The 11974-nt window shown below is 63.9% G+C and carries 14 protein-coding genes; 7 read left to right on the top strand and 7 right to left on the bottom strand.

Annotated elements, in window-relative coordinates:
• Window positions 1–468 precede the first annotated feature (468 nt).
• The 5 genes from IVB01_RS13725 to IVB01_RS13705 form a co-directional block, all read right to left on the bottom strand.
• Window positions 469–1266, bottom strand: coding sequence for an AAA family ATPase (locus tag IVB01_RS13725; protein ID WP_247276042.1), 798 nt, complete (start codon window positions 1264–1266; stop codon window positions 469–471).
• A gap of 102 nt (window positions 1267–1368) precedes the next feature.
• A complete protein-coding gene (locus IVB01_RS13720; RefSeq protein WP_247276041.1) occupies window positions 1369–2229 on the bottom strand; it encodes a DUF296 domain-containing protein in 861 nt (286 codons plus the stop codon).
• 9 nt (window positions 2230–2238) lie between these two features.
• Window positions 2239–3846, bottom strand: coding sequence for an acyl-CoA synthetase (locus IVB01_RS13715; protein ID WP_247276040.1), 1608 nt, complete (start codon window positions 3844–3846; stop codon window positions 2239–2241).
• A 105-nt stretch (window positions 3847–3951) separates the two neighbouring features.
• Window positions 3952–4167 (bottom strand): hypothetical protein, encoded by a 216-nt coding sequence (locus IVB01_RS13710; protein ID WP_247276039.1) that lies wholly within the window; start codon window positions 4165–4167, stop codon window positions 3952–3954.
• Window positions 4168–4204: 37 nt separating this feature from the next.
• On the bottom strand, window positions 4205–4429 hold the full coding sequence (locus IVB01_RS13705) for a hypothetical protein (protein WP_247494593.1): 225 nt from the start codon (window positions 4427–4429) through the stop codon (window positions 4205–4207).
• Window positions 4430–4541: 112 nt separating this feature from the next.
• Between IVB01_RS13705 and IVB01_RS13700 the strand changes: the two genes are divergently transcribed.
• Window positions 4542–4901 (top strand): hypothetical protein, encoded by a 360-nt coding sequence (locus IVB01_RS13700; RefSeq protein WP_247276037.1) that lies wholly within the window; start codon window positions 4542–4544, stop codon window positions 4899–4901.
• Window positions 4902–5010: 109 nt separating this feature from the next.
• On the opposite strand, the gene IVB01_RS13695 is transcribed toward IVB01_RS13700, so the two are convergent.
• A complete protein-coding gene (locus tag IVB01_RS13695) occupies window positions 5011–5406 on the bottom strand; it encodes an SPW repeat protein (RefSeq protein ID WP_247276036.1) in 396 nt (131 codons plus the stop codon).
• Between the two features lie 319 nt (window positions 5407–5725).
• Here IVB01_RS13695 and IVB01_RS13690 point away from each other — a divergent pair, with 319 nt between their 5' ends.
• Entirely contained in the window at window positions 5726–6001 is a 276-nt protein-coding gene (locus IVB01_RS13690; RefSeq protein WP_247276035.1) for a GNAT family N-acetyltransferase, read from the top strand.
• Window positions 6002–6055: 54 nt separating this feature from the next.
• Here IVB01_RS13690 and IVB01_RS13685 read toward each other — a convergent pair whose 3' ends face one another.
• Window positions 6056–6442 carry a DUF3597 domain-containing protein gene (locus IVB01_RS13685; RefSeq protein WP_247276034.1) on the bottom strand — a complete coding sequence of 129 codons (387 nt, stop codon included), beginning with the start codon at window positions 6440–6442 and terminating at the stop codon, window positions 6056–6058.
• 332 nt (window positions 6443–6774) lie between these two features.
• Here IVB01_RS13685 and IVB01_RS13680 point away from each other — a divergent pair, with 332 nt between their 5' ends.
• From IVB01_RS13680 to IVB01_RS13660, 5 genes are all read left to right on the top strand, one after another.
• Complete coding sequence (locus tag IVB01_RS13680) at window positions 6775–7683, top strand: DUF2189 domain-containing protein (protein ID WP_247276033.1); 909 nt, start codon at window positions 6775–6777, stop codon at window positions 7681–7683.
• Window positions 7684–7812: 129 nt separating this feature from the next.
• A complete protein-coding gene (locus IVB01_RS13675; protein ID WP_247448807.1) occupies window positions 7813–8637 on the top strand; it encodes a lytic murein transglycosylase in 825 nt (274 codons plus the stop codon).
• 503 nt (window positions 8638–9140) lie between these two features.
• Window positions 9141–9293 (top strand): DUF1127 domain-containing protein, encoded by a 153-nt coding sequence (locus IVB01_RS13670; RefSeq protein WP_007590701.1) that lies wholly within the window; start codon window positions 9141–9143, stop codon window positions 9291–9293.
• A 126-nt stretch (window positions 9294–9419) separates the two neighbouring features.
• Window positions 9420–10847 (top strand): methylenetetrahydrofolate--tRNA-(uracil(54)-C(5))-methyltransferase (FADH(2)-oxidizing) TrmFO, encoded by a 1428-nt coding sequence (trmFO, locus tag IVB01_RS13665; RefSeq protein ID WP_247276031.1) that lies wholly within the window; start codon window positions 9420–9422, stop codon window positions 10845–10847.
• A gap of 7 nt (window positions 10848–10854) precedes the next feature.
• A complete protein-coding gene (locus IVB01_RS13660; protein ID WP_247459436.1) occupies window positions 10855–11949 on the top strand; it encodes a serine/threonine protein kinase in 1095 nt (364 codons plus the stop codon).
• The last annotated feature ends 25 nt before the right edge of the window (window positions 11950–11974 follow it).

Here is an 11974-nt window from a genome sequence, read left to right as displayed (position 1 = left end):
CGGCCTTTGAGCGCGACCGGGCTCAGATCCAGCAACGGGCGGTTTTGCGAGAACCGCCCGTTTGCACATTCTGGCAGATTTCCCAGACACAAGAGCGCGCCATAAGCCGTAAAACCATTGCGCAGGGAAGGCCGGGATGTCCAGGCTGCCCTGTATGCCGCTGTGCATCTGTTTCCAGCGCATTTGCGCACAGCGGACCGCGGGCGCCAGCCGGCGCCCGGTCTTCCCTGCGCCCTCGGCCTTTTTGAGGGTGATGATCCAAACAGGGGCTCGGGCAGATGTGCCGCGAGAAGGTGAACCTGTGCTTGCAACCAAAAGGCCAATGTGGATGCAGGCTGCTCCCATACCGCGCACTTCGTCATTGCGAGCGAAGCGAAGCAATCCAAACTGTCACCCTGGAAAGACTCTGGATTGCTTCGCTTCGCTCGCAATGACGACCGGGAGAGTGAGTGTGACGATTGCCCTCAATCATTCCGCCAGCGTGGCCTCCACGAAGCCGCGCGGGTCGGCGCAAAATTCACGCATCACCCGGTAATGATCGGTCTGCTCCACCGTAACCGGCTCCAGGCCGTATTTACCCAGCCGCAGCAGCTGCGCATTCGGATAGGCCATCAGCAAGGGTGCGTGGGTCGCCATGATCACCTGACAATTGCCAGAGAGGTCCATGCGATGCAGGAGCTTGAGGAAGTCCATCTGCCGCGCCGGCGACAGCGCCGATTCCGGCTCGTCGAAGATGTAGATGCCCTGCTTCTGGCAGCGCTCCTCGAAGAAGACCAAAAAGCCCTCGCCATGGGAAAAGGAGAGATAGTCCGGCGCCTCCTGAACGCTTGCACCAAACACGCCCTCCATGGCTTGCGCGGCGCTCACGGCCGAGCGGTCCATGTAGCGCGCGATCGAAAAGAACGTCTCGGCACGGAAGAACCAGCCGTCGGTCACCTTCGGGACCCACGCGGCCCGCAAAGCAGACGACAGCACTTCGCCAGTGATTTCGATGCCGCCGCCGTCTATCTCCTGAAAACCCTTGCGGCCGCCAGTGCTGGCAAAGCCGGCCAACCCCGCGATGCCCTCAAGAATGGTCGATTTTCCGGCGCCGTTCTCGCCGACGATGATCGTGACCGCGGACTCGAAGCTGTGATCGAACTCATCCCTGAAGGCGGGAAGGCAGAACGGATAAGCCTCCCAGTCCTCGACCCGCGAGCGATCGAGCCAGACACGCCTGAGATAGGGCGCACGCAGTGTGGTCTGTCGACGTCGTGTCCGGCTCATGCTCCCGCTCCCGTCCCCGCCGAAATCTTCAAGGAACATATCAGGAACACAAGCCGCATGGAAGTGGCATCTGCGGAAAGTCGCAAGCTACGGTCGTGCCTTTTAGCCCATGGGCTCCAGCACCAGCTCCATGGTCATCAGCACGGGATTGTCGCCGCGGACCAAGCGGCCCTCGGCGAGGCCGCCCGTGTAATCGATCAGGGCGACATCGAGGGCGGCTTCGAGCGCGCCGGACGAACCGGCCTCGATCGCGCCGCACGTTACCGCCAGCTCAGTGGCAAACGGCTCGGTAACGCCGCCATAGGTGAAGCGCGCGCCGATGGTCGAGCCGACGCCACCGTGAATTTTCGCACGCACAATGCCGTGCGCGCGACAGAATGCTTCGAGGCAGCCGGCAAAATCCTGGTTAGGCCGCAGCCGCAGGGCGAAGGCGCGGCTCTTGGCCTGCGCACCGGTGCTCTCAGCCGCAACCGGCCCGAACAGCTTGAAATTCGTTTCTGGATCGGACTCGGCCGTGAACATCGCACCATCGAGACCGAAGGCTTCGACGGCGAACGGTTCGGCGACAACAGTCTCGTCGGGCAACATGTGGCCGCCGCTGGCGCGGCCATCGGCCTCCGTCCACAGCCCGTGGCAATGAAAGAACGGCGCACCCTCCCGCACACCCAGCGTCATGCTGCCGAGCTTCGTGCGCGTCACGCCCTTGGGCCGAAACGCATCGCTGTAGAACGCTGCATTGTCGCCAGTCTTCGACAGTGCCGGCATCACATAGCCGAACGGCCCAAGCGCGCCAGCACCAAAATTGAGCACGCCGCCGGCAAAACCCTCCGCGGCAAAACCACGGCGCGCGGCTTCCAGCAGCGGCAGACCGGCTTGAAGCGTGAAGGCAAAGGCGCGTCCCCTCGCCTCCACCCATTGGATGCGTTCTGCGTGAGGTGCGCCCGGCTGCTTGATGCTGCGCATGACGCCCGCTCAGCTGGCCTTCGTCTTGTCGAGATCGAGCAGGCCTCGCGCCTCGAGCTCGTCGCGTACCATGCGTTTTGGAATCTTGCCGTAGCCGGATTTCGGCAGCGCCTCCCAGAAGAAGAACCGCTTCGGCATCTTGTAGCGCGGCACCATCGGCGAGAGAAATGCCGCCATCTCCGCTTCGCTCACCGGCTTCTCGCCTTCGCGCGCGACGCAGACGGCAATGCCGACCTCTCCCCAGGTCGGATCGGGCACGCCGAGCACGGCGACCTCGCCGACGGCCGGATGCGTCAAAATCTTCTCCTCGATCTCGCGTGGATAGATGTTGGAGCCGCCGGAGATGTACATGTCGGAGGCCCGTCCCGTGATGTAGACAAAACCCTCCTCGTCCATGTGACCGAGATCGCCGGTGCGGAACCAGCCGTTGCGGAACGCTTTCGCATTGGCTTCGGGGTTGTCGTGGTAGCCGGCGAACACCGCGGGGCCGATCACACAGATCTCGCCGCTCTGGTTGGCTCCCAGCTCGCGGCCCTCATCGTCCTGGATCGAGACCTGCATGCCGGTGCGCTCGAAGCCACAGGTACCGATCTTCGCATGCGGGCCGTCCTCGGAATCGTGCAACGCGGCCGGCAGCACGGTAATGTTGCCGGTGACCTCGCCAAGGCCAAAATACTGCACGATCACCTTGCCGAGCTTCTTCAGCGCCGCTTTCTGGTCCTCGCGATACATCGGCGCGCCGGCATAGATCACGTGACGAAGCGAGGAATGGTCGTATTTGTCGGCCGCGGGGTGCTCGACCATCATCTTCAAGATGGTCGGCACCGTGAACAGATTGCTGACGCGCTGCGCCTCGATGAGGCGAAACGCCTCGTTGATGTCGAATTTCTCAGTCGGCAGCAGCACGGTACGCGCGCCGCGTGCGGTCTGCATCAACTGATGCACGCCGGCGCCGTGCGACAATGGCGCCACCACCAGCGAGGCATCCTCCTCCGTCACACCGGGTGTCAGATCGGCCAGATGGTTGGTGACGACAAAGCCCATCTGGCCATGGGTCAGCACCGCCGCCTTGGAGCGCCCGGTGGTGCCGGAGGTGAAGAAGAACCAGCAGGGATCGTCATGCTCGACTGCGACATTGTCCACGGCAGCGCCCGTATGCGAGGCGATGGCGTCAGCCACCGAGCGCTCGCCGAATGCGGCCTTGCCGTCGATGCTCCAGGTGAATTCCAGTGCGCCGCCCTTCACCGCCGCTGCGTGCTCGGGAAAATCGGCATGGCACAAGAACGCCTTCGCCCCGGAGGCCTGGGCGAGATAGCTGACCTCATCCGGCATCAGGCGGAAATTGGTGGGGACCCAGACTGCACCGAGCCGGAACGCGGCGAACATCGAAAAGAACATCTCGTCGGCATTCTTGGAATGGACGAGGATGCGGTCGCCCTTCGTAATACCGCGCGCGGCGAGCGCCGCCGCCAGCGCCGAGACCTGCGCATCGATCTCGCGCCAGGTCCAGGACTTGTCACCCCAGACAAAGCCAGGTCGCGATCCATGCCGCCGCGCATTCTGGGTCAGCATGTAAGCGAGATTCATGACTCGGCGGGACATGCGCAGGGGCTGCATCGGGCTTCCTCTTCGAGTGCGGACAGCAGGTTATCTGCCCGCTCATTGCAGCCCATTTATCGCGATCGAACGCGCCCCCGCAAGGCCGCCTGCCGCGCGCCTGCCCTACGGCTCCCTGAACGCAAACGGCCTTGTCGTGATGGCTCTCTCCTTGACGCAGGTCTGCGCACCAAAGCCGCCGCAATAGCTGCCAAGCAGATCGAAACGGATGACACGCGAAGCGCCGGGCTTGATCGATTTCGGCTTGATCTCGTAGCTGTGGGCGCGGCCGTCGAAGACGAGACGCACGTCCCCACCCGGCAACGCCGCCAGGATGTTCATCGTGCAGTCGCCGGTTCCGCAATAGACGGTCTCGCGCTCACCGCATTTGGTGCCCGCTGAAATCGACGATGTAGTGGTCTCGCCCGTCACCGGTCAGGTCGATCCTGCGCACCGTATCAGGCGCGAAGGTTACGGCGCCGCCGCCCTGGCGGTCGCAGTCCGCATTGGCATAGCGCAGCGCCTTCTGCACGCCCGGCGGATAATCGGACGGATTGAAACGGCTTTGCATCGTCGGCGCGCGCGGCGGCGGCGAACTCAGCAAGCAGGAGGATCAAACGCATGCGCGTTGTCGCCGGCGCAGCCGCAGCCGTTCAGGGAATTTTAAACATGATCAGCGCAACCTCGCTCAGGTCTCGCGTAAAGAGTATCGCATTATGGTCAAAGCGCCCGCCTTCCTCCTGCTCACGCTGGCGCTTGCCGGATGTGCCGCGGCCCCGCAAGTGCGTCTGGCCTCAGATCCCGCCTTCAAGCCCGCGCGCTATGCCTGGGATGGCGCCGGCGAGGATCCCAACCGGCCGCACGCAGCGTCCGGACCGACGCGCACCGCAGTCCGATCCCAGCACGAGCGATCGCACGCCGGACTTCAGCCCTATTCGAAGGAATGGTGGCAGGCGCAGGAGGGCAGCGACGCCGAGCAGGACGCCAGGGTCAACCGCTCCCTGGTCATCTGCCGAGGTTGCCTCCGCTCGCAGCCGCAGCCCGAAGATTCCAGGCTCGCCAAAGCCACGGATTGAACCAAACCGCCCTCATGGGTCGAGAGGCGCTCGGACTAGTCAGATATCGTCACGAGCTGAGGGCAGAGGCCCGCCGTCCGTAACCGGCGGGCCTGACGATATCTACGGGCTATTGTCCGTGCTTGAGCATGTCCTGATCATTCAGATCCCAGTCCTGCCACAGCTGGAGTATGCCGAGCAGCACCACCACCGCACCCAGGCTCGTGTGATAGATGCGGAGAAAGCCTTCACCGGAATAGCCGATGACGTAAGGCGAGGCGATGAGCCACAGTCCGACCAGGATCGTCATCACCTCTTGCCAGCGCTGCAAGGCGACATATTCGAGCTGGCTGAGGCCAAACACGACCAGACCGATTGCGACCGTATTCAGGATCATCGTCTGGTGTCCGGCGATCGCTTGATCCTGGATCGGAAACCACGGCGAAGCCACGATCACCGCGCCGAGCAGCATCCCGCACCAGTCTTCCCATGTTCGATGAGTATTGAAGAAACCAAAGTCCGACATCGTACCCTCCTACAACGAGGCATACGTCTGCGGCTGGCAATCACGACACTCCGAATGTCTGGCGACCCTGCCGGCCGCATTCGGGCGTATGTCCTCCAAAGGACGTGGGAACCGCCGCGGACCTTGCAAGAGCAATATCGAGGATTATTTGCGGCCGCTGTATCATGCTCGCAGAGCGAGACGTCGATGCTGCAATGCGGCCGCAGGGACGCGCGTTTGCAGATATCTCCCCTGCCGCAATCTCCCTTGGTCTCACCTTGGCAAGGGCGGGGTCAGCCTCCTAAATCGGGACGCAATCTGCACTATGGAAAGGTCCCACATGGCGGCTTCGGTACGCGACAACAAGGACAAGAACCGCTTCGAGCTCGATGTCGGCGGCGACATCGCCTTCGCCAATTACCGGCTGACGCCGTCGGCCGTGATCATCACCCATACCGAAACGCCGCGCGCCCTCCGTGGCCGCGGTATTGGGTCCGAGCTGGTCAAGGGCGCGCTTGACTTGATCCGCCGCGACGGCAGGAAGGTGATCGCTGGCTGCGGCTTCGTGGTCGACTATCTCGACAGGCACCCGGAAGATGCGGATCTCCTCGCCTGAACCTAAAAGGGCCCGCGAGATCGCGAGCCCCGTGCGGTACGACCGAGCGATCGGTCAGTGCTTGATCTCCGGCGGCAGCTTGCCGCCATTGGCGGCGAGCTTGGACATCACCTGCTTGTGCAGCCAGACGTTCATGCTCGCGGAGTCGTTCATGTCGCCGGTGTAGCCCAGCTCCTTGGCGAGATCCTTGCGCGCAGCGAGGCTGGAATCGATATCGAGCGCCTTCATCAGGTCGACGATGGAGGTGCGCCATTCCAGCTTCTCGCCCTTGTGCGCAGCCACCGCCTTGTCGACGATCGCGGCGACGTCGACGGCCGCCATGGGCGTGGCAGCCGGCGCCGATGTGCCCGGCGCGGCCCCTGCGGGCGCGCTGCCGGCGGGCGCGGCAGCAGCCGGATGGCTGCCGAAGATCGCGCTCATGATTTTCCCGAAAATGCTCATGTCTGCTCCCCGTAAAGGATCCGTTGGACGGCTTTGAGTGGCACTTATAAACGATGTTCCTGCGTTGCGCCCGCGAAGTTGTGCGAACCAGCACGCAGCATCAGCTTATCTGCGGCGAAATGACGGCCGAATGACATCGGCGAGGTTTGCACTGCGTCATCGAATTTCACCCACGCGTGAGGGACAGGACTCGCAATTGGGAGTACGCTTACCGTTCAGCTCGCGATGCCATCCGGAATTCGCGTCTGGTCGGAATCGCGATCGTTCAAGCAAGCGGCCGCGCGCGCCGTTGCCGGCGCGAGATCGGCCGTATGGCAAGGGAGCTAGCGACCATGGCCACACTCTACCAGGGCAATGTCCCCGGCACGGCCCGGACCGCGGAAGCGGCTGGACCGATGATCCGAACCATCCAATTGTCCGACCTGCACGACGCGCTGAAGCGCGGCTGGGAGGATTTCAAGGCCATTCCGAGCCACGCCATCATCCTCTGCGTGATCTATCCGGTGCTCGGCCTCGTGCTCGCCCGTGTGGTGATGGGCTACTCGGTGCTGCCGCTGCTGTTTCCCCTGGCCGCGGGTTTCGCATTGATCGGCCCCTTCGCGGCGCTCGGTCTCTACGAGCTCTCCAGCCGGCGCGAACGCCATGAGGAGGCCACCGCCTGGGATGCCATGGAGGTGCTGCGCTCGCCGTCGTTCGGTGCGATGCTCGGCCTCGGCACGTTGCTGCTCGCTCTGTTCGTGACCTGGGTCGCGACCGCGCAGGCGATCTACGTTGCGGCATTCGGCTATGAGGGCGTGACCGGTATCTCGGATTTCCTGACGCGCGTTCTGACGACGCGGCAGGGCTGGTGGCTGATCGTGGTCGGCTACGGCACTGGCTTCCTGTTCGCGCTCGCCGCGCTCTGCATCAGTGCCGTGTCGTTCCCCTTGATGCTCGACCGCCATGCCGGAGCATTCGAGGCAATGAGCACCTCGCTGCGCGTCGTTGCGAAGAACCCGGTGCCGATGGCAGCCTGGGGCTTAATCGTATCGGTGTTGCTGGCGCTCGGAACGATCCCGGCGTTCCTCGGCCTCGCCGTGGTGATCCCGGTGCTCGGCCATGCCACCTGGCACCTCTACCGCAAGGTGATCGTGTCCGATCCAGGCGCTCGTCCCGTGCCGCCTCCACCGCATCGTCCGCGCAAGCCCGCCGCCGATTTCCCCGCCAACCTCTTCCCCTGGCGGAATAGGACGGACGCCTGACGATATCGTGACGTGCGATCCTGCCCGGCTCGGGCAGGATTGCGCGCCGTCACACGCCTTGCTTTGGCCGCGGTTGCAACCGAGATTATGCGCGCCGGTCGGATCACTTCACGGAATCCATTTCATCTGATGACCACGACGATTTCTCGTCTCGCTCTCGCAGCCCTCGCCCTCTCCGCGTCTATCCTGTCAGCCCAGCCAGTGCTCGCCGCTGTTGCCTGCGGCTCCGGCAATTTCGACGCCTGGCTTGCGGACTTCAAAACCGATGCTGCGGCGAAGGGCATCTCGCAACAGGCCATTGCATCGGGACTCGCGGGCGTGACGCTCGATCAGGGCGTCCTCAATCGCGACCGTTCGCAAAAAATCTTCAGCCAGACCTTTGAGGAGTTTTCAGGCCGCATGGTGCCGCCCCGCATGCAGCGCGGCTCCAATATGATGAAGCAATACGGCTCGGTGCTGTCGCGCATCGAGCAGGCCTACGGCGTCCCAGGCGAGGTGCTAGTCGCGATCTGGGGCCTCGAGACCGATTTCGGCGTCAACACCGGCAAGTTCGCCACCATCCGCTCGCTGGCGACGCTGGCCTATGATTGCCGGCGCTCCGAGCAGTTTCGCGCCGAGCTGATGGATGCTCTGCGCATCGTCGAGCGCGGCGACCTCCCTCCCGCCGACATGAAGGGCGCCTGGGCCGGTGAGCTCGGCCAGACCCAGTTCATGCCGTCGTCCTGGATGAAGTACGCCGTTGATTTCGACGGGAACGGCAAGCGCGACCTCTTGCACAACGTGCCTGACGTGCTCGCCTCCACCGCCAATTATCTCGCCGGCTATGGCTGGCAGCGCGGCAAGGATTGGCAGCCGGGCAGTCCGAACTTCGCGGTGCTCCAGCAGTGGAACAAGAGCGAGGTCTATTCCAAGACCGTGGCTTATTTCGCCACCCAGCTCGCGCGCGCTCCGTAAGCCCCGCGATGGAGCGCGGAGGGCCAATCGCTCGGCGACCGGCCTTCTCTGGGATGCGCCCCTGGCGGCGTGCATCACCTTTTTCGGATGCACCCCAGCCGGTCCAGTCCTCTCCGCACGCGACGAATCGTAGCGCAACTGGCTAATGTGAATATTTATTCATTCTTATATCCCCCAAAAGCATGCGAATAGCGCATACTGAACTTGGGTGTAGACGCTGGAAACCTCCTAACAGATCGCTGGGTGAAACATATTTCCGCAATGCATTAAACTGCGCATTTCACACTAACCCCTGCGATGACGGACATTACCGGACCGGAATCCGCCTCATGATCATGATTTGAGCGGGAGCGCCCTCAGGTTAATCGTCGGTTACCATTGCTATGCATTCATCGCTTAGCTGCATCGCAACATAGGAACTTTCGCACTGCACTACTCTCACCTATATTCATTTCAACGACGAGGCCCGGGCAAGGGCTGAATCGAACTACAGGAGACTACCAATGCTGCTCTCGCTCATCCGCATGATCCAGGCATTCCGGGACTACCAGCGCAATGTTGCCGAGCTGTCCCAGCTCAGCGATCGCGAACTGGCCGACATCGGCCTCGACCGCTCGGACATCCCGCGCGTTGCCGCCGGCCAGTATCAGGGCTGATATCGTTCAGCCGTTCGCCGGACGAACCGATAGCGCCCGCTTCGTGCGGGCGTTATCGTTTCTGATGGCAGAAAACTCGATCTCGGCGATTCCACTGGCCGCCGAAAAGCGCTACCTGTCCGCCCCATGACAGGATCCCGATCGAACATCGTGCACGTGATCGGCGCCGGCCTTGCCGGTTCCGAAGCCGCCTGGCAAGTGGCCAAATCCGGCGTGCCCGTGGTGCTGCACGAAATGCGGCCGACCCGCATGACCGAGGCGCACCGCACCGACGGGCTCGCCGAGCTTGTCTGCTCCAATTCGTTCCGCTCGGACGATGCGGCCAATAACGCAGTTGGCCTGCTGCATGCGGAGATGCGCCGGCTCGACTCGCTGATCATGCGCGCGGCCGATGCCAACCAGGTGCCCGCGGGCGGCGCCTTGGCCGTGGACCGCGACGGCTTCTCGGCGGCGGTCACGGCGGCGCTGAACGACCATCCCCTCATTGAGATCGCCCGCGGCGAGGTCGCAGGCCTGCCGCCAGCCGACTGGAGCAACGTCATCGTTGCGACCGGTCCCCTCACCTCCGCGCCGCTGGCCGATGCCATCCGCGAGCTGACCGACGAGAATGCGCTCGCCTTCTTCGACGCTATCGCGCCGATCGTGCACCGCGAATCCATCGACATGTCAGTGGCCTGGTTCCAGTCGCGCTACGACAAGGTCGGTCCTGGCGGCAACGGCGCCGATTACATCAACTGCCCGATGACCAAAGAGCAGTATGACGGCTTCGTCGCGGCGCTGATCGCCGGCGAGAAGACCGAGTTCAAGGAGTGGGAGACCAACACGCCCTATTTCGACGGCTGCTTGCCGATCGAGGTCATGGCGGAGCGCGGTCCCGAGACGCTGCGCCACGGCCCGATGAAGCCGGTCGGCCTTACCAATCCGAACGATCCGACCACGAAGCCTTACGCGATCGTGCAGCTGCGCCAGGACAACAAGCTCGGCACGCTCTACAACATCGTCGGCTTCCAGACGAAGCTGAAATATGGCGAGCAGCAGCGCATCTTCCGCACCATACCGGGACTGGAGAAGGCTGAATTCGCCCGTCTCGGCGGCCTGCATCGCAACACCTTCCTCAATTCGCCAAAGCTGCTCGACGGCCAGTTGCGCCTGCGCGCGCAGCCGCGGCTGCGCTTTGCCGGTCAGATGACGGGCTGCGAGGGCTATGTGGAATCCGCCAGCGTCGGCCTGATCGCCGGCCTCTATGCGGCCGCCGACGCGCGCGGCGAGACGCTGGCGAGCCCGCCCAGCACGACGGCGCTGGGATCGCTGCTTGGCCACATCACCGGCGGCCATATCGAAACCATCGAGCCCGGCACGCGCTCGTTCCAGCCGATGAACATCAATTTCGGCCTGTTCCCGCCGCTCGCGACCGTGCCGACCAAAAAGCCAGACGGCACGCGGCTGCGCGGCAACGAGAAGACGGTGGCCAAGAAGCAGACGCTGAGCGCCCGCGCGCTCGCCGATCTCGATCGCTGGATCACCGATCACCTGCGCATTGCCGCCGCCGCGTGAGTTTTCGATGAGCCTCCCCCAAGACGACGCCGCGGAGCTGTCGGCTCGCTGGACCGAGGGCGTGCTGCTCAAGCGCGACGTGTTCTCGACCGTCGAGCGCGGCCGCTTCCGCAGCGAGAACGGCGATGTCGACGCGGTGCTGCGCCGTCTCGACGAGGTGCCGTGGTGGTCGTTCCTCTTGGCACGCCACCTGTTCGCGCGCGAGAAGCATGCGCTCGCGCTCGCCAAAGGCCTCAACGTCGGTCCGGAGCTGCTATGGGCCGGACGCCGCGCGCTGGTGCGCGGCTTCGTTGATGGCGTCGCGCTGCATCTGGCCAAGCCGCATGGCGACCTCGCCTATTTCCGCTCGGCCAAGGCCGCGCTGCGGCGGCTTCGCCGCGCCGGCATCTGCCACAACGATCTCGCCAAGGAGCAGAACTGGCTGGTCGGTCGCGACGGCCGCGCCTATGTCACCGACTTCCAGCTCGCCGCCTGCTTTGCGCGGCGCGGCCGGCTCTACCGCATCCTGGCCTATGAAGATCTCCGGCACCTGCTCAAACACAAGCGCTCCTACGCGCCCGAGGCCCTGACGCCGCGCGAGCGAAAGATCCTTGCGAAGAAGTCATTCGCCGCGAGCCTGTGGCTCGCCACCGGCAAGAAGGTCTATCGCGCCATCACACGCGGCCTATTCAACTTCACCGACCGCGAGGGTGGTGGCCGCCGCCTCGTCAACGACGCGCCGGTGCTGTCGGAGCTGATCTGCAAGAACCCGGCCGTGCGCGACACAGCTATCGTCGCCTTCGCCGACCGCCGCTCCGGCGTCGGGCTCTATGCCTTCGTCGAAGCCGACCAGGCCGCGCTCGAAGGCGAGCTCCGCAACGAGATTGCGGCCGCCAAGGGGCCCAAGCCGCCGGAACACATCCAGGTCGTACACGCCCTGCCCCGCGACAGCAGCGGCAGGCCGCGCACCGAGATCCTGCAACTGGTCGCCATGAACCAGCTCGACCTGATCGAGCCGATGATGAAGAACGACCAGGACCGTGCCTTCTTCAAGGACATCCTGGAGCAGCGTAAGAACCTGCGCGACCGCTTCAATTTCGAGGCGGACCTGCCAACGAGCTAAGGTCCCGCGCGCCTTGAAGCGTCCA

It is taken from the genome of Bradyrhizobium sp. 164 (genome assembly GCF_023073715.1).
Taxonomy (GTDB): domain Bacteria; phylum Pseudomonadota; class Alphaproteobacteria; order Rhizobiales; family Xanthobacteraceae; genus Bradyrhizobium.
The sequence above is the reverse complement of the archived record's forward strand: the minus strand, read 5'-3'. Positions and strand labels throughout refer to the sequence as shown.